Origin of the sequence: Sulfitobacter sp. M39 (assembly GCF_021735935.1) — a bacterium.
Lineage (GTDB): Bacteria > Pseudomonadota > Alphaproteobacteria > Rhodobacterales > Rhodobacteraceae > Sulfitobacter.
Genome location: NZ_WMDZ01000001.1, coordinates 798,304 through 819,436, shown reverse-complemented (window position 1 = coordinate 819,436; position 21,133 = coordinate 798,304). Strand labels below are relative to the sequence as shown.

Below are 21,133 nucleotides of genomic sequence, written 5' to 3'. Positions count from 1 at the left end.
AACCTAGGGCGGCATTAATTCACATTCGTTTCAGCTTTATGAAAGTTTCACGACAGCGGAACCTTTCGCGATCAGCCCTATTTCAGGCCGGTAGAGCCGAACCCGCCGTCCCCGCGCGTGGTATCGGACAAGGCATCGACCTCGACACAGGCGTATTGTTGAACCTGTGCAATAACAGCCTGCGCGATCCTATCTCCGTGCCGGATAACAAAAGGCGCATCCCCCACATAGTACAGTCCGACCATCACCACGCCGCGGTAGTCGCTATCCACCGTGCCGGGCGCATTGGGGATCAGAAACCCGTGCTTCAACGCCAAGCCCGACCGTGGCCGGATCTGCATCTCTGTCCCGCGCGGCAGCTCGACCGAGAACCCGATAGAGATCAGACTGATCTGCCCTTTCACAAATTCCATAGGCCCGTCTGGCAGAAAGGCCCGCAAATCCATCCCCGCCGCCCCGGCAGTGGTATAGGACGGCAGCGGCAGATCATCATTGCCGCTGACCCGTTTGAATTTGATCTCGCTCATCATCCGCTCCACCGCACGCGCACTTTCCAAATGGTTTTAAATCCTAGCCGAAGGCAAGAAAACTCTAGCGCAACGTCTCTGCAATGCGCGCGGCCAACTGCTGTGCCACCTGATCCTTGCCCATACGCGGCCAGCTTTCGGCACCCGCATCCGTGATCAGGGTCACAGCATTTTCCGCACCGCCCATAATGCCTGTCGCCGGTGAGACATCATTCGCAACGATCCAGTCGCAGCCTTTGCGCAGCCGTTTCGCCGTGGCGTTTTCAACGACGTCATTCGTCTCGGCAGCAAAGCCCACGACCAGCTTGGGCCGCCGCGCACCCGCCGCGCTGACGGCTTTCAGGATATCGGGGTTTTCCGCAAAGCTCAGCACCGGCAGCCCGTCTTTCGATTTCTTGAGCTTGCGAGCACTGGCGCTGGCCATGCGCCAATCCGCCACCGCCGCGGCAAACACGCCTGCGTCGACGGGCAAGGCGGCCTCTACCGCCTCCCGCATCTGCTGCGCCGTTTGCACGCGGATCACCTCTACCCCCTCCGGCGGGGGCACGTCGGCCGGACCGGTGACAAAGATCACCCGGGCACCCAATGCCGCCAGCGCGCGCGCGATCGCTGTGCCCTGCGCGCCCGATGACCGGTTCGCGATATAGCGGACAGGGTCAATCGGCTCGTGCGTAGGGCCGGAGGTCACCAGAATACGTCGGCCCTTTAGCGGACCATCGGCGAGCTGCGCCTCGACCGCCGCGACGATCTCAAGCGGTTCAGACATGCGCCCCGGGCCGAATTCTCCGCAGGCCATATCACCATCATTCGGGCCGACCACATGGATGCCATCACCGCGCAGGGTCGCAAGGTTGCGTTGCGTCGCGGGGTGGTCCCACATGCGCACGTTCATCGCCGGCGCAATCAGCACCGGCGTATCTGTCGCCAACAATAGGGTAGAGGCCAGATCATTCGCCACGCCGCTCGCCATCTTGGCCATCAGATCCGCCGTGGCAGGGGCCACCACAACCAGATCCGCGACGCGGCTGAGCTGGATATGCCCCATCTCGGCCTCGTCGCCCAGATCGAACAAGTCGCGATAAAGCTTCTGCCCCGCCAACGCCGAAACGGACAGCGACGTCACAAACTCTTCGCCCGCGCGGGTCAGCACGGGCGTCACAGTGGCCCCGCGTTCGCGCAGGCGGCGGATCAGATCAAGGGATTTGAAAGCGGCAATGCCGCCCCCGATTATCAGCAGAATATGTTTCCCAGCCAGCATGATCGCCCCCGTCGTCGGTGTTCGTCCCGACCATAGGGGGGCGGTTCATTTTCCGCCAGCCCGTTCCTGCGGCAGAGCGCGCAGACCGCGGGATCATATCTGGGGGCTCACATCAGGAAGTGGCGCACTTCGGAGGATTGTGTCTCAAGCGTTTTGCGCATCTTGCCAAAGGCCGCGGCCTCTAGCTGGCGCACACGCTCTTTCGACAGGCTCAGCTCGGCACCCAGACTTTCAAGCGTCCGCGGCTGGTCGCGCAGCTTGCGTTCCCGCACAATGAATTGTTCGCGTTCGTTCAGGGCCTGCATCGCCGACAAGAGCCAGCTGCGCAGCGTCAGCGTGTCGTGGCTTTCCTCGACACGTTCGGCGGCCTGCGCGCTGTCATCGACCAGCGCGTCGATCCACTCGCGGCCCTCATCCTCTGCCGATTGCGTCGCGTTCAACGAGAAGTCAGAGCCGGACAAACGCCCCTCCATCATCTCGACGTCATGCATCGGCACGCCAATCTCGGTAGAAATCATCTGACGCAGCTGGTGCTTGTCCAGGGTCTCGCCCGCGGCCTGGGCCTCGCGCTCAAGACGTGCCTGTACACGGCGCATGTTGAAGAACAGCGATTTCTGAGAGGACGTAGAGCCGGTGCGCACCATCGACCAGTTGCGCATGACGTGATCCTGAATGCTCGCCTTGATCCACCAGACGGCATAGGTAGAAAAGCGAACCCCGCGGTCGGGGTCGAACTTGTCGGCGGCTTTCATCAGGCCCAATCCGGCCTCTTGGATCAGATCATTCATCGACGCGCCATAGCGCTTGAATTTACCCGCCATCGAGATAGCTAGACGCATGTAAGCAGTGATCAGCCGGTGCAGCGCTTCCTCATCGCGTTCGTCCCGCCAAGCATAGGCAAGCTTTAGCTCTGTCTCCGCATCCAAAAGCTCTGCTTTCATTGCGGTGCGGGTCAAAGAAAATTCACGTGATTGCGCCAGCGTCATGATGTCCATCCCTATTATTGAGGCACATCTGACTGCGCCTTTTCATGTAAACGCGGAAAACCGCCCGTTGGTTCACGCGGAATCAAAAAAGAATCGGCTTTTTTTCCGCGCAGCTTGCTTTGACTTTGTGACAATGACGCTAAATAAATTGCAAACCACTGGGCGAATAAGGCGCGCTGATCATGACAATCTGGCATTGGGTGCGCCACGGCCCGACCCACGAGAAAAACTTTGTCGGATGGCGCGATGTCCCCGCCGATCTGTCCGATCACGCATTGATCGCGCGGCTAAACGCGCATCTCCCGCAAACTGCCATGATGGTATCCTCCGACCTCATCCGCGCTTCTGCCACCGCCGATACGCTGGCCTCTGCCAGCCGCCTGCGCCTGCCCCATGACCGTGACCTGCGCGAGCTTGATTTCGGGCTGTGGGACGGCATGCACGCCCGCGATGTATCGCAAAGCCACCCCGAGCTCAGCCGCGCCTATTGGACCACCCCGGGTGACATCGCCGCCCCCGAAGGCGAAAGCTGGAATGACGCGGCCCGCCGGATCAACGCCGCCGTTGACCGGATCACACAGGCCCATCCGAACACAGATATCATCGCCGTGGCGCATTTCGGCGTGATCCTGACACAGGTCCAACGCGCGCTTGGTGTGGATGCCCATGCCGCGATGGCCCATAAGATCGACAACCTGTCGGTCACGGATATCCACATCACCCCGCAGGGATGGGACATCGGCACGATCAACCATCAAGTCTGACGGCCCCGCCCCTACCTTCATTTTGCCAATTAAACTCAAATCCCGCGCTTCCCACGTTCGTTAACGCTTATTAAACACCCCCGCCCTACCCCTGAGGTATCGCAAGGCATCAGGGGTAGAATGGTCGCACGGGCATATACGCTCGCATTCCAGGGCATCGACGCGCGCATCGTCGAGGTGCAATGCGCACTCTCTGCCGGCATGCCCGCCTTTTCAATCGTGGGCCTGCCCGACAAAGCGGTGTCGGAAGCGCGCGAAAGGGTCCGTGCCGCGCTTGGTGCGATGGCCATCGCCTTACCCAGCAAACGGATCACGATCAACCTCAGCCCGGCCGACCTGCCCAAAGAAGGCAGCCATTTCGACCTGCCCATCGCGCTGGCCCTGCTGGGGGCGATCGATATCCTGCCAAATGATGTCATCCAAAGCACCGTCGCCTTGGGCGAACTTTCGCTGGACGGGAGCCTGATCCCCGTGATCGGCGCGCTGCCTGCGGCGATGGCTGCGGCGGAAAACGGGCGTAGCCTGCTTTGTCCCGCTGCCTCAGGTGCCGAAGCGGCTTGGGTCGGCAATGCGCAGGTGATCGCGGCCCCCAGCCTCGGCGCGGTGGTGCGGCATTATACCGGCCAAACCCCGCTGCCGCCTGCCACACCGGGCGAAGTCACCCAAAGCCCCAGCCAACATGACCTGCGTGATGTGAAAGGGCAGGAACGCGCCAAACGCGCCTTGGAAATCGCGGCGGCGGGACGTCATCACCTGATGTTTGTCGGCACGCCCGGCTCGGGTAAATCCATGCTGGCGGCGCGTTTACCCTCCATCCTCCCCCCGCTGACCCCACAAGAGGCGCTCAGCACCTCTATGATCCACTCGCTTGCCGGGCTTCTGGATGATGGCGGCATCTCGCGTCTGCGCCCGTTCCGCGAACCGCACCACACGGCGTCTATGGCGGCGATCATTGGCGGTGGTCGGCTGGCCAAACCGGGGGAGGTCAGCCTTGCCCACAACGGCGTGCTGTTCATGGATGAATTCCCCGAATTTCCGCGCACCGTGCTCGAAACCCTACGCCAACCCGTTGAGACGGGCGAGGTGATGATCGCTCGCGCCAATGCACATGTGAAATACCCGTGCAAGTTCATGCTTGTCGCCGCGGCGAACCCCTGCAAATGCGGCTATCTCAGCGATCCTTCCCGCGCCTGCAGCAAAGCCCCCGCGTGCGGAGAGGATTATATGAACCGCGTGTCAGGCCCGCTGCGCGACCGCTTCGACCTACGCATAGACGTGCCGCCCGTGGGCTATACCGACCTTGACCTGCCCCCCAGTGCGGAAGGCTCGGCGGAAGTCGCCCAAAGGGTGCAAGCCGCGCGCCGCCGCCAGCACAACCGATTTGCCGACCATCCCACAGCGGCCCTGAACGCAGATGCCGAAGGGGATCTGCTGGAACAGATCGCCGCCCCAGATACGGAGGCGCGGCAACTGCTGTCCCGCGCGGCTGAGCGGTTTCACCTATCGGCGCGTGGGTATCACAGGGTATTGCGTGTGGCGCGCACCATCGCGGATCTGGACGGGGCCGGCGACGTGCGCAAACCGCATCTGGCCGAAGCGCTCAGCTTTCGGCTGCCGTCGGTGGCACTTGCGTGATCCAGCGCGCCAATGCGTCCAGCGTGGCCCGCGCTTCGGGCAGGGTATTGTGGAATATCGGCCAGACGTGGGGCAGGTCCTGCGCTTCCTCCAGCGTCACGGTAACCTCTTGATCCCGCAAATGCGCTGCCATCCGGCGCGCGTCATCGCGTAAAATCTCCGTGGAACCGACGGTGATCCAGATTGGCGGCGCCCCTGGATAGGTCGCAAGCAAAGGACTTACAGCCGAATCGCGGGGGTCGGCACCGGCCAGATACATCTCTGCCATAAGACCGGCCTGCGTGGCGGGCAATACAGCCTCTCGCGCCGCATTCTCGCGGAAGCTGGCCCCCTCGTGCAGAAAATCGGTCAGCGGTGAAAAGGCAAAAACCGCGCGCGGCACGGGGCCACTGCCTGCACAAAGCCGGCTGAGCAGATTGAACGCCAGCGCGCCACCAGCGCTATCGCCGCCGACAACGATATTCTGCGCCGCCACACCGCTGTCGAGCAACGCCTGATACGCCGCGGCGACATCTTCGATTGCGGCGGGAAACGGCGCTTCGGGGGCAAGACGGTAATAGGGCAAGACCGCCGCAGCCCCCAGACGCTGCGCCAAGGCCCCAAGCATCGCCCCGTGGGTATCGGGGCTGCCGAACACGAAACCGCCCCCATGAATGTAAAATACCACCAGATCAGAGCGTGTCTGCGCAGGGGTCACCCGCAGAACCTCGCCCGCGCCAACCAAGCGGCTGCGGGTGATCTGGGTGCCGCGCGGTGCCCGAAACAGCAGCCGCGCGGTTTTCGCGAAATCGCGACGTATCTTGTGCACATCGCGCGTGCGCGCCAGCTTGCGCTTCTCTACCAAACGTAAATAGCCGTTCAGCAGAGGGCGCAGCAAGCTCATGCGCGCTTACGCTCTATCGCTTCCCATATCTTAGCCGCGATATTGGTGCCGTCGAAACGTTCCAGTTCTTGTATGCCGGTGGGGGAGGTCACGTTGATCTCGGTCAGATAGTCGCCGATGACATCGATACCGACGAAAATCTGCCCCTTCTCGCGTAGCAACGGGCCGATGGCGGCGCAAATTTCAAGGTCACGCTCTGTCAGGCCGACCTTCTCGGGGCGTCCGCCCACATGCATGTTCGACCGGGTTTCGCCCTCTGCCGGGACGCGGTTGATGGCCCCGACGGCTTCGCCATCCACCAGAATCACCCGTTTATCGCCCTTGGACACAGCAGGCAGGAATTTCTGTACGATCAACGGCTCGCGCGAGAAACCGGTGAACAGTTCGTGCAAAGAGCTGAGGTTGCGATCATTGGTGTCCAGACGGAAGACACCCGCGCCCCCGTTACCGTATAGCGGCTTGAGGATGACATCCTTATGCTTCGCCTTGAACGCTTTGATCGTATCCAGATCACGGGCGATTGTGGTGGGCGGGGTCAGCTGCGGCAAATCGAGCACCAGCAGTTTTTCGGGGTAGTTCCGCACCCAGAATGGGTCATTCACCACCAGCGTTGTCTCTTTCAGACGGTCCAGCAAATGGGTCGAGGTGATGTAATGCATATCGAACGGCGGATCCTGTCGCAGCCAGACCACGTCGAAATCCGCCAAATCAACCTCGCGCTCGGGACCCAGCGTGGCATGGTCACCTTGCACACGCTGTACGGTCAGATCATGCCCCCGCGCGGTTATGCGGCCCTCTTGATAGGCGAGGTGATCGGGGGTGTAGTAGAAAAGCGCGTGCCCGCGCGCCTGTGCTTCTTCGGCCAGGCGAAAGCTGCTGTCCGCGTTGATGTTCACGTCCCCGATCGGGTCCATCTGAAAGGCGATTTTCATAAGGGGTCTCCCTGTTGTTCCTTTCTAGATGGCGCAGCAGGGCGTGGGGTGCAATGGGTCAGTCGTGCCCGAAGGCGTTTTCAAGGATACGCAGCTCACCGGTTTGATCGACCAACGCCACGTCAAACCGCACGTCCGTCAGCGCGCCTTTGGGTTCGCCACCGATGAATTCTTCGGCGGATCGATAGATACGGCGCATCTGTTTCCGGTTCAGACGCTGCAGCGCGCTGTCATGGCTTTTGCTTTTCTTCACTTCGACAAAGACGATCCCGTCGCCATCACGCATGATCAGATCAATTTCGCCCGCCTTACCGCGCCACCGTTCATGTGCCAGATCAAAGCCGCGGCGACGGTAGTCATCCGAGACTTGCAGTTCGGCCGCACGACCTGCGTGATAGGAAACAGCCCCTTGAACGGATTTCGCCAATGTCGTCAGTGTGTCGGTCATCTTAGGTTTCTTTCCCCAATTCCAATGCTGCCTGATACACCTGTCGGCGCGGCACATCATATGCCTGCGCCACCATATCGACGGCATCGCGCATCGAATTCGTTTCCAATGCGTTCGCAAGGTCAGAGGTTAGATCACTTTCGCTAACAGCCGGTAAACGCCCGCGATCAATCAGCACAACAATCTCGCCTTTCGGGGCTTTACCGCTGTAGTGTTCGGTCAACTCATCCAGGGTACCGCGCTGAATTTCCTCGAACTTCTTGGTCAGCTCGCGACAGACTGCCGCCGGACGTGTCCCGCCCAGCGCCTGTGCGGCATCGCGCAGCATCGCCCCCACCCGCTTGGGTGATTCGTAGAAAACCAGCGTGCCTTGCACCTCTTTCAACTTTTGCAGTGCCGTGAGCCGTGCGCCTTTCGCATTGGGCAGGAACCCTGCGAAAAAGAAGGCATCCGTCGGCAGCCCTGCCAAAGCCAGCGCGGTCAGCACCGCCGAGGGGCCCGGGGCGCAGGTCAACATGAGCCCTGCCTCGCCGACACCGCGGGATAGTTCGAACCCCGGATCCGCGATCAACGGCATCCCCGCCTCGGAGGCATAGGCGACGGATTGCCCATCGCGGATCGCGGCGACAAGCTTATCCTGCACGCCACTGCCCGAATGGTCGTGCAGCGCCACAATCTGCCGCCCGTTCAAAGGCACCCCATGGATATCCATCAACTTACGCAGGCTTCGCGTGTCCTCAGCCGCCAGCACATCAGCCGAGGCCAGCACGTCGAGCGCCCGCAAGGTTATGTCGCGGGCAGAGCCGATCGGCACCCCGACAAAGTAAAGCCCCGCCGCAAGGGGAATCTTTTGGTAATTCAAGCTGGACCCGCCTTTCGCACCCTCTATGATCAGTGCATATGTCCCCGGGGCCATTGCCGCCGACCTGCCACCAATGGAGTGACACTGTTATGATCGCTGTTTTCAACATCCTTCGCAAGCCACTGCGGCTTTTGATCCTGCCACTGATCGCATTGGCGCTTGCCGCCTGTGAACCTGTGGCGATGACCAATATGAACGGGTCCAAGGGCCCCAAAGTCGACTCGAGCAAACCTATTCCGGTGGCCTTGCTGATCCCACGCGGCGGTTCGGCGGCGGATAACCTGCTGGCGCAAGAGCTTGAGAACGCCGCGCGTCTGGCGATCCGTGATCTGGGCGGCGTGCAGATTGACCTGCGGGTCTATGGCACGGGCGGCAATGCTGGCACTGCGGGCACCGCGGCGGCGCAGGCCGTCACCGACGGGGCGCAGATCATTCTGGGGCCGCTTTATGGCGAGGCCGCAAATGCGGCGGGCAACGCGGTTGCCGCGCAGGGCGTGAATGTCCTGTCCTTCTCGAACAACCCCAGCATCGCGGGCGGCAATGTCTTTGTGCTGGGTCAGAACTTTAACGACACCTCCAACCGTCTGGTCCGCTACGCCAAGAGCAACGGAAAAGACAAGATCCTCGTGCTGCACGGTCAGGATCTGGCCGGCCAGCTGGGCCGCGATGCCATCCTGCGCGCGATTGCCGCAAACGGGGCGACCTCTGCCGGTACGGTTGATTACGCGCTGAGCCAAGAAGCCGTAATGTCTGCCGTGCCGCGCGTGAAAGCTGCCGTAGAAAGCAACGGGGCGAATGCGATCTTCCTGACGACATCCTCGGCCAGTGCGCTGCCACTGTTCGCACAGTTGCTGCCAGAGGCGGGGATCAGCGGTGCCACCACGCAGTACATCGGTCTGACCCGCTGGGACATCCCGCCCCAAACGCTGGCACTGCCCGGCGTGCAAGGTGGCTGGTTCGCCCTGCCCGATCCCGGTGCGACAACCGCATTTTCGCAGCGCTATGCCGCAGCCTATGGCGACACACCCGGCCCGATCGCTGGTCTGGCCTTTGACGGGATCGCAGCCGTGGGTGCCCTTGCGAAATCCGGCAAATCCGACGCGTTGTCCGCGGCACGTCTGACCCAAGGCGCGGGCTTCCGCGGGGCGAGCGGCGTGTTCCGCCTCAAGGCGGACGGCACCGCCGAACGCGGCCTTGCCATTGCCACGATCCGCAACCAGCAGGTCGTCATCATCAGCCCTGCCCCCCAAGCCTTTGGCGGGGCCGGTTTCTAAGGGACCGCCTTTTGTGAAACCCCTTGTTGCACCAGCAGAATCAGGTGAGGCCACCGCGCGTCACCTGATTAGCACCCCCAAACGCATCTTTGACGAAGCGGCTGTTTCCGCCGCGCTCAAGGATGTGCTGGACGGTTTGTCCGATCCGGCAGAGATTCAGGCCGCCGCCGTCGCCGTCCTGCAAGACGCGCAGAAGAACGGACGCGCCGAAATCGCCCGCGCCTTTGCGGCGTCACCGTTCAACGCGCGCCCCATGACGTCGGCCTATTGCTACCTCACCGATCAGCTTGTCCGCACGACCCTGCAGATCGCCGGACAACGGCTCCACCCGATTGAAACGCTTGGCCCGAACGACAGGCTCGCCGTGATCGGCGTCGGCGGGTATGGCCGCGGGGAGATGGCCCCCTATTCCGATGTGGACCTATTGTTCCTCATCCCCCAAACTCCTAGCCAGCGCACTGAAAACCTGATCGAATCCATGCTCTACATGCTATGGGATCTCAAGTTGAAGGTCGGCCATTCCACCCGCACCATCCGCGACTGCGTGACCCTTGGCCGCGAGGATTTTACGATCCAGACAGCCCTGCTGGAGCACCGCTTTATCGCCGCCGATGTGGCTTTGGCGCAGGATTTGGATGAAACGCTCAAGACTGATCTGTTCGCAGGCACCGGTCGCAGCTTTATCGAAGCCAAGCTGGAGGAACGCGACGCGCGGCACCGCAAGCAGGGCCTACGTTATGTGGTGGAACCCAACGTCAAAGAGGCCAAGGGCGGCTTGCGCGATCTGCAATCGTTGTTCTGGATCGCCAAACATATCTACAGCGTCGAACATGCCGCCGATCTTGTCGACCGCGGCGTGTTTCTGGAGGAAGAGTTCAAGACCTTCGTCGCGGCCGAGAATTTTCTTTGGGCGGTACGCGGACACCTGCACCTCATTTCAGGACGCGCTACCGAACAGTTGACCTTTGACATGCAGGTCGCCGTGGCCGAGGCGATGGGATACCGCGACACGCGGGGCCGCCGCGGGGTCGAGGTGTTCATGCAGGCCTATTTCCGCCATGCCACCGAAGTGGGCGAGCTGACGCGCATCTTCCTCACCAAGCTCGAAGCCTTGCACGTCAAGGCGGAACCCCTGCTCGAACGCATCTTTCGCCGTCGCCCCAAGCTGCGGGACGGCTATGAGGTCGTGGGCGGGCGGCTGGCCGTCACCGATGGCAAGGCGTTTATCAGCGACAAGCTGAACCTGCTGCGCATCTTCGAAGAGGCATTGCGCACCGGCATGTTGATCCACCCCGATGCGATGCGTCTGGTCAAAGCGAACCTCGCCCTGATCGACGACGACATGCGCAACACGCCCGAAGCGCGGCGGATCTTCCTTGATCTGATGCTGAAACACGGCAACCCCGAACGCGGCCTGCGCCGGATGAACGAACTGGGCGTACTGTCGGCCTTCATCCCCGAGTTTGAGCCCATCGTGGCGATGATGCAGTTCAACATGTACCACAGCTATACGGTGGACGAGCATACAATCCAGTGCATTACGAACCTTGCCCTCATCGAGAAGGGCGAGCTGGAAGAAGACCTGCCCGTCGCCTCGTCGATCCTGCAACGTGGGGTGAACCGCAAGGTGCTATATGTGGCTCTCTTGCTGCATGATATCGCCAAGGGCCGCCCCGAAGACCATTCGATCCTTGGCGCCCAAATGGCCCGCAAGATCGCGCCCCGTCTGGGCCTGAACAAGGCCGAGGTCGACACGGTCGAATGGCTGGTCCGCTACCACCTGCTGATGTCGGATATGGCGCAAAAACGCGATATTTCCGATCCGCGCACCGTGCGGGACTTTGCCAAGGCGGTGCAGACCGTCAAACGGCTTGATCTGCTGTGTGTGCTGACCGTCTGCGATATCCGCGGCGTCGGCCCGAACACATGGAACAACTGGAAAGCCGTGCTGATCCGCGGGCTCTACCGGCAAACCAAACGCGCGCTTGAAACCGGGCTCGAAGACCTCAACCGCGAGAACCGCGGCGCGGGGGCCAAAAAGGCCCTGCGTGCGGCCCTTGCCCATTGGCCGCGCAAGGATCTTCAGGCCGAAACCGCACGCCACTACCCGCCCTATTGGCAGGGGCTTCATACGGCCTCGCAGGTGGTATTCGCCGAGCAGCTCCGCGATATTCAGGACGGTGAAATCCGCATTGACCTGCATCCTGACGATGACCGCGACGCCACCCGCGCCTGCTTTGTCATGGCAGACCACCCGGGCATCTTTGCACGGCTCGCCGGTGCACTGGCGCTGGTCGGGGCCAATGTCGTCGATGCCCGCAGCTATACCACCAAGGACGGCTGGGTGACCGATGCGTTCTGGATCCAGGACGCCGAGGGCAACCCCTACGACGTCTCGCGCCTGCCACGGCTGCGGCAGATGATCTCCAAGACGCTCAAGGGTGAAATTCTGGCCCGCGATGCGCTGAAATCCCGCGACAAGGTGAAAAAGCGCGAGAAAGTGTTCAAGGTGCCCACGCATATCACCTTTGATAACGAAGGCTCCGAAATCTACACGATTATCGAGGTGGATACCCGCGACCGCCCCGGCCTGCTCTATGACCTCACGCGGTCGCTGTCTGAATCCAACGTCTATATCGCCAATGCGGTGATCGCGACCTATGGGGAACAGGTGGTCGATACCTTCTACGTCAAGGATATGTTCGGGTTGAAATACTATACCGAAAGCAAGCAAAAGACGCTCGAGAAACGATTGCGCACGGCGATCATCGACGGTGTGGCACGGGCGCAGGACTGACATCGGCGCTTTCGCGCGGGCATGACGGCTGTCTTCGCATTTCCCTGATTGCGCAGTGCGGCGCCAACGGCTAGGCCATTTGCACCGCAGTTACGGGGCAGCACCACCATGAAACCTATCCGCCTTATGTCCGGCTTCTTCACCGTCGGGATCTGGACCCTCCTCAGCAGGGTCATGGGGTTCGTGCGCGATGTGATGATCGCGGGCTACCTTGGCTCTGGCCCCGCAGCCGAAGCGTTTCTGGTCGCCTTTTCCCTGCCCAACATGTTCCGCCGCTTCTTTGCCGAGGGGGCGTTTAACATGGCCTTTGTGCCGATGTTCTCGAAAAAGCTCGAAAGCGGCGATGATCCGGAAAAATTCGCGCAGGATGCTTTCGTCGGCATGGCGTTCATCCTGACGCTGTTCACCATCATCGGGATCGTCGCGATGCCGGGGCTGGTACTGCTGATGGCGTCAGGCTTTGCGGGGGACGAAAGGTTCGATCTGGCGGTCGAATACGGGCGGCTGGCCTTCCCCTATATCCTGTTTATCTCCCTCGCGGCTCTTGTGTCGGGCGTGCTGAACGCCACGGGCCGCTTCATGGCGGCAGCGGCAGCCCCTGTGGTGCTGAACGTCATCTTCATCCTCGCCGTCCTTATCGGGGCCGCCCTTGGCCGCGACGGATCAGAGGCAATCGGGATGGGCATCGACAAGGCGCTTGGCCTGCAGATCGGCGACACGCTGGCGCTGTCTGTCCCGCTGGCGGGGATCGCGCAACTGGCACTGGTCTGGTGGGCCGCGAAACGCGCAGGCTTCACACTGACCTTCGGCCGCCGCCCCCGCCTGACGCCCGAGCTGAAACGCCTCGCCATCATCGCCGCCCCTGCGGCCCTGGCGGGCGGGGTCATGCAGATCAACCTGCTGGTAGGCCGTCAGGTCGCCAGCTTCTACGAAGGGGCCGTGGCCTGGCTCAATTACGCAGACCGCCTCTACCAACTGCCCTTGGGCGTTGTGGGGATCGCCATTGGCGTGGTGCTGCTGCCCGACCTGTCACGACGGCTCAAGGCCGGAGACGAACAGGGATCGCACACCCAGATCAGCCGCGCTGCCGAGGTGTCGCTGGCGCTGACCATCCCCTCGGCGGTTGCGCTGATGGTGATCCCCTTCACGCTGGCCACGGTGCTGTTCCAACGCGGGGCCACAACCACAGATGACGCCGCGGCCATCGCCATTGCGGTGGCGATCTACGGGCTCGGCCTGCCGGCCTTCGTGCTGCAAAAGATCCTGCAACCGCTTTACTACGCGCGTGAAGACACCCGCCGCCCCTTCTACTTTGCCGTGGTGGCAATGGTGGTGAATGTGGTGCTGGCCGTCGGCCTCAGCCCCGTGATCGGCTGGATTGCCCCTGCCATCGCGACGACACTGGCGGGATGGGCGATGTTTGCCTTGCTGGCCTATGGCGCACGTGGCTTCGGGCTGGCCGCGAAATTCGACGCACGGTTTCACAAACGCATCTGGCGCATCATGGCGGCGGCGGCGGTCATGGGCGGCGCGCTCTGGATCAGCAACCTGGCTCTGCAACCCCTGCTCGCCGAACCCTGGTGGCGCGGGGTCGCCCTGGTGATCCTCATTGCCCTGGCGGCCGTCAGCTACTTCGGCACCGGCCAACTCATCGGTGCGTTCAAACTGGCCGAATTCAAACGCGCCCTAAAACGCGGCTAACCCGACCCGCTTCCAAATGGCCTTAAATCCCGGGGGTCAGGGGGCTGGCCCCCTTTCCTACCCTGCGTCACATACTACCGATGCCGAATACGCTCCCGCAGCCTGCCCCATTCACCCGGCGCAAAAACAAAGCTCAGCGCGAAACCACAGGCAAAGCCCAAAAGCTCCGCCACCCACTGGGTGCCCGCGTCAAAGAACACGCCCCAGATCAGCTGCAACCCCATCAGCACGGCAATCAGGGAAAACGCGCGGTACTGCTGTTCCCCTTGCACCGCCAACTTGCGCCACATGACAAAGGAATAACCGCCGATCAGCCCATAAACTGACGGATAGGCCCCGACCAGCCAGACCGGATCATCCAGCACCAGCGCATAGACCACCGCCCCGAAAATGCCCGACACAAAGAAGATCGCCAGGAACGCCACCTGCCCCATTGCCTCGGCCACCATCTTGCCAAGCGCCAGCAACAGCACGCAGGCAAAGATCGCATGGGTGAAGCCCAGATGGATGAAACTATAGCTCACCACCCGCGACAGCTCGCGCAGGGGGAACTGCATATTGGCGACCATCCAGTCAAAAACATCGCCTGAAAACCCGAAGTCGCGGATCAAGGCCAGACGCCAGCCCACGGCTGCAGGGCCGCCGATGATCCCGGCTTCGGCCAGCGACAACGCGACCTCTATCCCCGCCAACGCCAGAAAAAGCAGCGTGACGGTTGCGGGCATCGGGTTCACGGGGGGGTGAAAATCTGGGTCTTCCATAGGGCCTCCTTGACGGGCATGGTGCGCATGGGTAAGCCCATCTGGCCGTAGTTTCCAGCCTTATCGGAGCATCCAATGACCGACACCTCTTTCACCCCGCGTGTGTTTTCCGGCATCCAGCCGTCGGGCGATTTGCATCTTGGAAACTACCTAGGCGCGCTCAAACGTTTTGCCGATGCGCAGGACAAGGGGGTGCAGTCGATCTACTGCATGGTCGATCTGCACGCGATTACTGTCTGGCAGGACCCTGCGGACCTCAAGCGCAGCACGCGCGAGCTTTGTGCCGGTTTCATCGCGTCGGGCATCGACCCCGATAAATCCATCCTGATCAACCAAAGCCAGGTGCCCGAACACGCGCAACTGGCCTGGGTCTTCAACTGCGTGGCGCGTATGGGCTGGATGGGCCGCATGACCCAGTGGAAGGATAAGGCCGGCAAGAACGCCGAAGCTGCCTCGCTGGGACTCTTTGCCTATCCCGCGCTGATGGCCGCCGACATCCTGATCTATCACGCAACCCATGTACCCGTGGGCGAGGACCAGAAACAGCACCTTGAACTGACCCGCGACATCGCGGCCAAGTTCAACCATGACTACGGCGTCGATTTCTTCCCGCTGACCGAACCGGTGATCGAAGGGGCAGCGACCCGCGTCATGTCCCTGCGCGACGGGTCCAAGAAGATGTCGAAGTCCGACCCTTCCGATGCCAGCCGTATCAACCTGACCGACGATGCCGACACCATCGCCAAGAAAATCCGCAAGGCCAAGACCGACGCCGATGCGCTCCCCTCCGAGGTGGACGGCCTCAAGGACCGGCCAGAGGCGCGCAATCTGGTGAATATCTTTGCCGCGCTGAACGACCAGACCGTAGAACAGGTTCTGGCCGATGTCGGCGGCCAGCAGTTCGGCACCTTCAAACCCAAACTGGCTGAACTCGCCGTCGCCAAAATGGCCCCGATCAGCACCCGCATGGCAGAGCTGATGGCCGACCCGGCAGAGATCGACCGCATTCTCGCCCACGGCGCGACCCAAGCGCGCGAGATCACCACGCCGATCCTCAAGAAAACCTACGAGATTGTGGGCATGGTAGGCTAAACCAGCCCCCTTCACCCTTTCCCAAATACTCACTCCACAGATCCCCCGCAGCACCCCGGCTGCGGGCCTTGCCCCCATGGACAATCCTTTGGCGTTTTGCCAGCCTTCGCCCGAACCACGAAGGGGATAGACGATGACCACCGGTTTTTTCATGGATGAACGCTGCTTTTGGCACGCAGGTGGCAACTATGCCTTTACCATGCCCGTGGGCGGTTTGGTGCAGCCGCTGGCAGCGGGCGGCCTGCCAGAAAACCCCGAGACCAAACGCCGGCTGCGCAACCTGATGGAGGTCACCGGCCTGATGGCCGAGCTCGACGTGCGCAGCGCAGCACCTGCCACCCGCGACGATCTGCTGCGGGTCCATCCGGCGGCCTATCTCGACCACTTCAAGCGCCTTTCCGACGCGGGCGGTGGAGAGCTGGGGTTGCGCACCCCCTTCGCCGCTGGCGGATTTGAGATTGCGGCGCTGTCCGTGGGCCTCTCCATCGCCGCGGTAGAGGCCGTTGCCAAAGGTGACCTCGACAATGCCTATGCGCTCAGCCGTCCACCGGGGCACCATGCGCTGCCTGATTTCCCCAACGGCTTCTGCCTGCTCGCCAATATCGCCATCGCGATCGAGGCAGCAAAGGCCAAGGGGCTGGTGCGCCGCGTTGCCGTGCTGGACTGGGATGTGCACCACGGCAATGGCACCGAGGCGATCTTTTATGACCGCGACGACGTGCTGACGATGTCGCTCCATCAAGAAGGTAATTACCCGCTTGATACCGGCGCGCTGGCGGATCGGGGCGACGGCGCGGGAGCCGGTTACAATATCAACCTGCCGATGCACGCGGGGTCGGGGCATACGGCCTATCTGCATGCGCTCGATCGCGTCGTAATCCCCGCGCTCGACGCGTATCAGCCCGATATGATCATCGTCGCCTGCGGTTTCGATGCCTCTATCGTGGACCCGCTGGCGCGCATGCAGGCCACGGCGGAAACCTTTGCCGAGATGACACAGCGGATCAAAGCAGCGGCGCAAAAACTTTGCGGTGGCAAGCTGGTGCTCGTCCATGAAGGCGGCTATTCAGAGGCCTATGTTCCCTTCTGTGGCCACGCCACCATCGCAGCCCTCGCAGACAGTGACATCACAGCGCCAGATCCCCATGCGAAGAACTTTCGCATTCGCCAGCCAAGCCCCGCATTCGACGCTTTCCTGCGCGCGTCCATTGACGACATGGCGCAAAAGCTGAACCTATAAGAGAGACCCCGATGCCCACACCCAATCCCGACGCGCTGCATTTCCTGCAAACCCGCCGTTCGCGCCCTGCCAAGACCCTGACCACACCGGTCCCTGACCGCGACACGCTGACCGTGCTGTTGACCGTGGCCTCGCGCGCGCCGGATCACGGGATGCTGGAGCCCTGGCGTTTTATCGTGATCGAAAAGCCCGCGATGGCGCGTCTGGCCGACATTGCCGAAGCACGCGGCACCGCCCTGGCGCTCGACCCCGAGCAGATCCAGAAGGGCCGCGGGCAATTCGATCAGGGCGATCTGGCGGTTGTTGTGGTCGAGGTGCAGAAACCCTCGCCCAAGATCCCGCCGTTGGAACAGACCTATGCCGTGGGCGGGGTCTGCCTGTCGCTGGTCAATGCCGCGCTCGCCTCTGGCTGGGGCGCGAACTGGCTGAGCGGTTGGGTCAGCCACGACCGCGCCTTCATGACCGAGGCTTTCGACCTCGCCGAACATGAACGCATCGCCGGCATCATCCATATCGGCACCGAAACCTCCGCTCCGCCAGAGCGCGGGCGCCCCGACATCACGGCGATCACCACATGGCAATAGCACAGATTTTTCGCGCCTTCGGGCTGGCTGTTGGACAGGTCGGCGATCCAAGCTTTCGCCGCGTGCTGCTGCTGGGTGTCGGCTTGGCGTTGCTGCTGCTGGTCGGTGCGTCTGCGGGCTTTGTCTGGCTGATTGACTGGCTGACCGGAGAGGACAACTGGCTGCCCGTCCTCGGCGAAGTGTCTTGGCTGGACGATTTGTTCAGCTGGGGGGCAGCGCTGCTGCTAATGGTGCTGTCGGTGTTCCTGATGGTGCCCGTCGCCTCGGCCATCACGTCGATGTTTCTGGATGATGTGGCCGACGCGGTAGAGGCCGAACACTACCCCCATCTGCCCCCCGCCACGCCCGTGCCCTTTGGCGATGCGCTGCGCGATACGGTGAACTTCATGGGGGTGCTGATCGGTGTGAACGTCGTGGCGTTGGTGCTGTACCTGATGTTCGCCCCCTTCGCGCCCCTGATCTTCTGGAGCGTGAACGGTTTCTTGCTGGGGCGCGAGTATTTCACTCTTGCCGCGATCCGGCGGGTGGGCCGGACCGAGGCAAAGCGTTTGCGTGGCAAACATGGGCTTACGATATTCGCCGCTGGCGTGTTGATGGCGATTCCCTTGTCGGTGCCCCTGCTGAATCTGGTGATTCCGATCTTAGGTGCGGCGACCTTTACCCATTTGTTCCACCAATTGGCGTCGGGGCCCCGTGCAACAGACGTTCGACATCGGCCACGGTGAACCAACCTGACAGGATGATCCCTGCGATGATCGCCCAAAGAATGACCGAGATACCTGTGGTCCACAGGGCCTTTTTCTTGAGATGGTGATGTTCGGGGGCCCCTGCATGGGTGCCCTCGACGATCTGCCCCAGATCCCCTTGGGTTTGCACCCGCACCGGCAGCAGGATCATAAAGACCATCGACCAGATCACGGTGAACAGAACGATGCCTGACATGACGGCCATGGTTACACCTGCTCCAGCTCGACCAGCGCGCCGTTAAAGTCTTTGGGGTGCAGGAAGATCACCGGCTTGCCGTGGGCTCCGATCTTGGGCTCTCCGTTCCCCAGAACACGCGCGCCGCTTTCTTTCAGGCGATCCCGCGCCGCGATGATGTCTTCGACCTCATAGCAGATGTGGTGGATGCCACCGGCGGGGTTCTTTTCCAGAAAACCGTTGATCGGGCTATCGTCCCCCAGCGGGTAAAGCAGTTCGATCTTGGTATTGGGCAGTTCGATAAAGATCACGGTGACGCCGTGGTCGGGTTCGTCTTGCGCGGGGCCGACATTCGCACCCAAAGCGTTGCGATATTGATCCGCAGCGGCCTCAAGGTCCGGCACGGCGATGGCTACGTGGTTTAGGCGACCGATCATCATTCTTCTCCCTCAAATCTACATTTGACGCAGTTTATGGGCTGCCGCTGCCGCAAGAGCAATGCGTCACGTTAACACCGTATTAGCGAAGCGCGCCTAACCATAGGTCACCCACAAAGCATAACGGAGGAATCATGGATACGCTTGAACATCAGGCCCAAAGCCTGCCCGCCCCCACGGCCGACCGCCCGCTTTTGGGTCTTACCGTTCTGGTGATCGAAGACAGCCGCTTTGCCTGCGAGGCGATGCGACTGCTCTGTCTCCGCTCTGGCGCGCGGATCAGACGGGCCGACAGCCTGCGCGCCGCGCGGCGGCATTTGCAGGTCTACCGCCCGTCGATCGTGATTGCCGATCTGGGGTTACCAGACGGAAACGGCATTGATCTGATTGCGGAACTGGCACAATCGCAGCCCCGCGTGGATGCGCTACTGGCGATTTCGGGGGAGACCCATCTGGCGGCGGATGCGCTGGCCGCAGGGGCAGACCGCTTCATGAGCAAACCGTTGCAATCTTTGTCACAGTTTCAGCAGGTCGTGCTGGCCGCCCTGCCCCAGCATCACCGTCCGCTGGGGCTGTCCGTGCTTGCCGATGAAACGATCACGCCCGACACTATCGCGTTGCAGGATGACATGGCGCATATGGATGACGTTCTGTCCGGCCCCTGTACGCCTCAGACGCTGGAATATGTCGCGCAGTTTCTGACCGGCGTGGCGCGCAGTGCGCGGGATGCAGCACTGGAACAGGCGGCGACAGCGCTGGCAGCACGCAGCACCTTGGGCCTGCCTGCGATGGAAGAACAACGGGTGATCCGGTCGGTCTTGCGCCAACGCCTGATGCGGCAGATCGCGATCTAGTCGCGGGTCACGTCAACGGGTCACTCGACACCCGCACGAGGCTGGTCAGATCGCCCAACCGTTCGCGCTGCTTGCCCTCTGCGTCAAAGTTTGCGGGGGAAAGCCACGCCTCGAAGGCTTCGCGCAGGCCCGGCCATTCGGCGTCAATCGCCGCAAACCATGCCGTATCGCGGTTGCGCCCTTTAACGACAGCCGCCTGCCGGAAGATGCCTTCGTAGCTGAAGCCCAAGCGTTGCGCGGCACGGCGCGACGGCATGTTCAGCGCGTTACACTTCCATTCATACCGACGGTATCCCGCCTCGAACGCCCATTTCATCATCAGATACATGGCATCCGTCGCCGCCCGTGTGCGCTGCAACGCGGGCCCAAAGGTGATTGACCCGACCTCTATCGATCCGGCCTCTGGCGCGATGCGCAGATAGCTTGCCACCCCTTCGATATGCCCTGTCTCAAGGTTCTTGATCGCGTAGAACAGCGGGTCGTCCTTGGTTTCGACCTCGCGCACCCAGCGGTGAAACTGGGCCGAGGATGAAAACGGCCCGTCATACATATAATGCCACAGCTGATCCTGCCCTTCAAAGGCGCGGAACAGCAGGGCGGCGTGGGCCTCGGCGTTCAGCGGTTCAAGCTGGGCGTAGCGGCCCGTCATCACCAACCGCGGCGGACGCTGCGGGACGGAAAAATCTGCGACAGGGGCACCAAGTGGGCCGGGGGGCTGGTCATCTTGTTTCATGCGCTTACGTTAAGGCCAAGCGCTGTCAGCGCCAAGACCCGAATGTCATATGACATCACCCAATCCAGAGCGCAGAAAAGTCCTGTTTTTGCCACAAACGCCTGCGAGGCTGACGGCATCCGCAACCACCAACCCACCCACGCCATCCATCCCAAGGGGGCACGTCATGTTCATCAAACTGCGCCGCATCTACGCCAAGGAAACCAGTTTCGACTGGACCGTCTTTGCGGCGAATGTGGTGGGTGTGGCGATCGTGGCACTGGCATTTGCCCATGCGCGCGACTTTGGCGCACAGACCGTGGTAGAGGTTGCGCAAGCCGGTTTCTGAGCCTCGGGCACATGCCATCCCGACATAGACCACCACCCCGACACCAACGCGGTTCCATCGCGTTCAAACGAAAAAGCCCGCCTTTGACAAATCAAAGGCGGGCTTTTCTATGGGTA

At 61.9% G+C, this 21,133-nt stretch carries 22 protein-coding genes; 11 read left to right on the top strand and 11 right to left on the bottom strand.

Annotated features, from left to right (window positions below):
* Positions 1-77: 77 nt before the first annotated feature.
* The 3 genes from dut to GLP43_RS03955 form a co-directional block, all read right to left on the bottom strand.
* Entirely contained in the window at positions 78-527 is a 450-nt protein-coding gene (dut, locus tag GLP43_RS03965; protein WP_237278279.1) for a dUTP diphosphatase, read from the bottom strand.
* Between the two features lie 64 nt (positions 528-591).
* The gene (gene coaBC, locus GLP43_RS03960; protein ID WP_237278278.1) at positions 592-1,785 is read right to left on the bottom strand and encodes a bifunctional phosphopantothenoylcysteine decarboxylase/phosphopantothenate--cysteine ligase CoaBC; all 1,194 of its coding nucleotides are present in this window, start codon (positions 1,783-1,785) and stop codon (positions 592-594) included.
* Between the two features lie 107 nt (positions 1,786-1,892).
* On the bottom strand, positions 1,893-2,780 hold the full coding sequence (locus GLP43_RS03955) for an RNA polymerase factor sigma-32 (RefSeq protein WP_005851286.1): 888 nt from the start codon (positions 2,778-2,780) through the stop codon (positions 1,893-1,895).
* A 173-nt stretch (positions 2,781-2,953) separates the two neighbouring features.
* Here GLP43_RS03955 and GLP43_RS03950 point away from each other — a divergent pair, with 173 nt between their 5' ends.
* Together GLP43_RS03950 and GLP43_RS03945 are read left to right on the top strand one after the other, a co-directional pair.
* Positions 2,954-3,535, top strand: a complete 582-nt coding sequence (locus GLP43_RS03950; protein WP_237278277.1) for a histidine phosphatase family protein — start codon at positions 2,954-2,956, stop codon at positions 3,533-3,535.
* A 120-nt stretch (positions 3,536-3,655) separates the two neighbouring features.
* Positions 3,656-5,170, top strand: coding sequence for a YifB family Mg chelatase-like AAA ATPase (locus GLP43_RS03945; RefSeq protein ID WP_237278276.1), 1,515 nt, complete (start codon positions 3,656-3,658; stop codon positions 5,168-5,170).
* Here GLP43_RS03945 and GLP43_RS03940 read toward each other — a convergent pair.
* From GLP43_RS03940 to rsmI, 4 genes are read right to left on the bottom strand one after another with little or no spacing between them, the layout of a single operon-like run.
* A complete protein-coding gene (locus GLP43_RS03940; RefSeq protein WP_237278275.1) occupies positions 5,136-6,053 on the bottom strand; it encodes an alpha/beta hydrolase in 918 nt (305 codons plus the stop codon). The two genes, GLP43_RS03945 and GLP43_RS03940, sit on opposite strands and share 35 nt — an antisense overlap.
* The gene (gshB, locus tag GLP43_RS03935) at positions 6,050-6,985 is read right to left on the bottom strand and encodes a glutathione synthase (protein ID WP_237278274.1); all 936 of its coding nucleotides are present in this window, start codon (positions 6,983-6,985) and stop codon (positions 6,050-6,052) included. Before gshB ends, GLP43_RS03940 begins: the two co-directional genes overlap by 4 nt.
* Before the next feature lie 58 nt (positions 6,986-7,043).
* Complete coding sequence (locus GLP43_RS03930; RefSeq protein WP_237278273.1) at positions 7,044-7,433, bottom strand: YraN family protein; 390 nt, start codon at positions 7,431-7,433, stop codon at positions 7,044-7,046.
* Position 7,434: 1 nt separating this feature from the next.
* On the bottom strand, positions 7,435-8,295 hold the full coding sequence (gene rsmI, locus GLP43_RS03925; protein WP_237278272.1) for a 16S rRNA (cytidine(1402)-2'-O)-methyltransferase: 861 nt from the start codon (positions 8,293-8,295) through the stop codon (positions 7,435-7,437).
* 89 nt (positions 8,296-8,384) lie between these two features.
* Between rsmI and GLP43_RS03920 the strand changes: the two genes are divergently transcribed.
* From GLP43_RS03920 to murJ, 3 genes are all read left to right on the top strand, one after another.
* On the top strand, positions 8,385-9,569 hold the full coding sequence (locus GLP43_RS03920) for a penicillin-binding protein activator (protein WP_237278271.1): 1,185 nt from the start codon (positions 8,385-8,387) through the stop codon (positions 9,567-9,569).
* A gap of 13 nt (positions 9,570-9,582) precedes the next feature.
* Complete coding sequence (locus GLP43_RS03915) at positions 9,583-12,366, top strand: [protein-PII] uridylyltransferase (protein WP_237278270.1); 2,784 nt, start codon at positions 9,583-9,585, stop codon at positions 12,364-12,366.
* 108 nt (positions 12,367-12,474) lie between these two features.
* The gene (gene murJ, locus GLP43_RS03910) at positions 12,475-14,067 is read left to right on the top strand and encodes a murein biosynthesis integral membrane protein MurJ (RefSeq protein WP_237278269.1); all 1,593 of its coding nucleotides are present in this window, start codon (positions 12,475-12,477) and stop codon (positions 14,065-14,067) included.
* A gap of 74 nt (positions 14,068-14,141) precedes the next feature.
* On the opposite strand, the gene GLP43_RS03905 is transcribed toward murJ, so the two are convergent.
* On the bottom strand, positions 14,142-14,828 hold the full coding sequence (locus GLP43_RS03905; RefSeq protein WP_237278268.1) for a rhomboid family intramembrane serine protease: 687 nt from the start codon (positions 14,826-14,828) through the stop codon (positions 14,142-14,144).
* A 75-nt stretch (positions 14,829-14,903) separates the two neighbouring features.
* Between GLP43_RS03905 and trpS the strand changes: the two genes are divergently transcribed.
* From trpS to GLP43_RS03885, 4 genes are all read left to right on the top strand, one after another.
* Complete coding sequence (gene trpS / locus GLP43_RS03900) at positions 14,904-15,920, top strand: tryptophan--tRNA ligase (protein ID WP_237278267.1); 1,017 nt, start codon at positions 14,904-14,906, stop codon at positions 15,918-15,920.
* Between the two features lie 133 nt (positions 15,921-16,053).
* The gene (locus GLP43_RS03895; RefSeq protein WP_237278266.1) at positions 16,054-17,160 is read left to right on the top strand and encodes a class II histone deacetylase; all 1,107 of its coding nucleotides are present in this window, start codon (positions 16,054-16,056) and stop codon (positions 17,158-17,160) included.
* Positions 17,161-17,171: 11 nt separating this feature from the next.
* Positions 17,172-17,744, top strand: coding sequence for a nitroreductase family protein (locus GLP43_RS03890; RefSeq protein ID WP_237278265.1), 573 nt, complete (start codon positions 17,172-17,174; stop codon positions 17,742-17,744).
* Positions 17,735-18,469, top strand: coding sequence for an EI24 domain-containing protein (locus GLP43_RS03885; RefSeq protein WP_237278264.1), 735 nt, complete (start codon positions 17,735-17,737; stop codon positions 18,467-18,469). The genes GLP43_RS03890 and GLP43_RS03885 overlap by 10 nt, the downstream gene beginning before the upstream one ends.
* Here the strand turns inward: GLP43_RS03885 and GLP43_RS03880 are convergent.
* Together GLP43_RS03880 and mce are read right to left on the bottom strand one after the other, a co-directional pair.
* A complete protein-coding gene (locus GLP43_RS03880) occupies positions 18,402-18,695 on the bottom strand; it encodes a DUF1467 family protein (protein WP_138924407.1) in 294 nt (97 codons plus the stop codon). The two genes, GLP43_RS03885 and GLP43_RS03880, sit on opposite strands and share 68 nt — an antisense overlap.
* A gap of 2 nt (positions 18,696-18,697) precedes the next feature.
* Positions 18,698-19,102: a methylmalonyl-CoA epimerase gene (gene mce / locus GLP43_RS03875; RefSeq protein WP_005851258.1), complete on the bottom strand. Its 405-nt coding sequence runs from the start codon at positions 19,100-19,102 to the stop codon at positions 18,698-18,700.
* A gap of 134 nt (positions 19,103-19,236) precedes the next feature.
* On the opposite strand from mce, the gene GLP43_RS03870 reads away from it, so the two are divergent.
* Positions 19,237-19,956, top strand: coding sequence for a response regulator (locus tag GLP43_RS03870; protein WP_237278263.1), 720 nt, complete (start codon positions 19,237-19,239; stop codon positions 19,954-19,956).
* Positions 19,957-19,963: 7 nt separating this feature from the next.
* Here the strand turns inward: GLP43_RS03870 and GLP43_RS03865 are convergent, their stop codons facing one another.
* Positions 19,964-20,689, bottom strand: coding sequence for a GNAT family N-acetyltransferase (locus tag GLP43_RS03865; protein ID WP_237278262.1), 726 nt, complete (start codon positions 20,687-20,689; stop codon positions 19,964-19,966).
* 166 nt (positions 20,690-20,855) lie between these two features.
* Between GLP43_RS03865 and GLP43_RS03860 the strand changes: the two genes are divergently transcribed.
* On the top strand, positions 20,856-21,017 hold the full coding sequence (locus GLP43_RS03860) for a hypothetical protein (RefSeq protein WP_237278261.1): 162 nt from the start codon (positions 20,856-20,858) through the stop codon (positions 21,015-21,017).
* Positions 21,018-21,133: the final 116 nt, after the last annotated feature.

Coding starts and splice junctions, on each gene's coding strand:
- murJ (WP_237278269.1), top strand. CDS start 12,475: ATGAAACCTATCCGCCTTATGTCCGGCTTCTTCACCGTCGGGATCTGG.
- GLP43_RS03890 (WP_237278265.1), top strand. CDS start 17,172: ATGCCCACACCCAATCCCGACGCGCTGCATTTCCTGCAAACCCGCCGT.
- GLP43_RS03865 (WP_237278262.1), bottom strand. CDS start 20,689: ATGAAACAAGATGACCAGCCCCCCGGCCCACTTGGTGCCCCTGTCGCA.
- GLP43_RS03870 (WP_237278263.1), top strand. CDS start 19,237: ATGGATACGCTTGAACATCAGGCCCAAAGCCTGCCCGCCCCCACGGCC.
- dut (WP_237278279.1), bottom strand. CDS start 527: ATGAGCGAGATCAAATTCAAACGGGTCAGCGGCAATGATGATCTGCCG.
- GLP43_RS03920 (WP_237278271.1), top strand. CDS start 8,385: ATGATCGCTGTTTTCAACATCCTTCGCAAGCCACTGCGGCTTTTGATC.
- GLP43_RS03930 (WP_237278273.1), bottom strand. CDS start 7,433: ATGACCGACACACTGACGACATTGGCGAAATCCGTTCAAGGGGCTGTT.
- trpS (WP_237278267.1), top strand. CDS start 14,904: ATGACCGACACCTCTTTCACCCCGCGTGTGTTTTCCGGCATCCAGCCG.
- GLP43_RS03885 (WP_237278264.1), top strand. CDS start 17,735: ATGGCAATAGCACAGATTTTTCGCGCCTTCGGGCTGGCTGTTGGACAG.
- GLP43_RS03955 (WP_005851286.1), bottom strand. CDS start 2,780: ATGGACATCATGACGCTGGCGCAATCACGTGAATTTTCTTTGACCCGC.
- gshB (WP_237278274.1), bottom strand. CDS start 6,985: ATGAAAATCGCCTTTCAGATGGACCCGATCGGGGACGTGAACATCAAC.
- GLP43_RS03895 (WP_237278266.1), top strand. CDS start 16,054: ATGACCACCGGTTTTTTCATGGATGAACGCTGCTTTTGGCACGCAGGT.
- mce (WP_005851258.1), bottom strand. CDS start 19,102: ATGATCGGTCGCCTAAACCACGTAGCCATCGCCGTGCCGGACCTTGAG.
- GLP43_RS03940 (WP_237278275.1), bottom strand. CDS start 6,053: ATGAGCTTGCTGCGCCCTCTGCTGAACGGCTATTTACGTTTGGTAGAG.
- GLP43_RS03945 (WP_237278276.1), top strand. CDS start 3,656: ATGGTCGCACGGGCATATACGCTCGCATTCCAGGGCATCGACGCGCGC.
- GLP43_RS03950 (WP_237278277.1), top strand. CDS start 2,954: ATGACAATCTGGCATTGGGTGCGCCACGGCCCGACCCACGAGAAAAAC.
- GLP43_RS03880 (WP_138924407.1), bottom strand. CDS start 18,695: ATGGCCGTCATGTCAGGCATCGTTCTGTTCACCGTGATCTGGTCGATG.
- GLP43_RS03860 (WP_237278261.1), top strand. CDS start 20,856: ATGTTCATCAAACTGCGCCGCATCTACGCCAAGGAAACCAGTTTCGAC.
- coaBC (WP_237278278.1), bottom strand. CDS start 1,785: ATGCTGGCTGGGAAACATATTCTGCTGATAATCGGGGGCGGCATTGCC.
- GLP43_RS03905 (WP_237278268.1), bottom strand. CDS start 14,828: ATGGAAGACCCAGATTTTCACCCCCCCGTGAACCCGATGCCCGCAACC.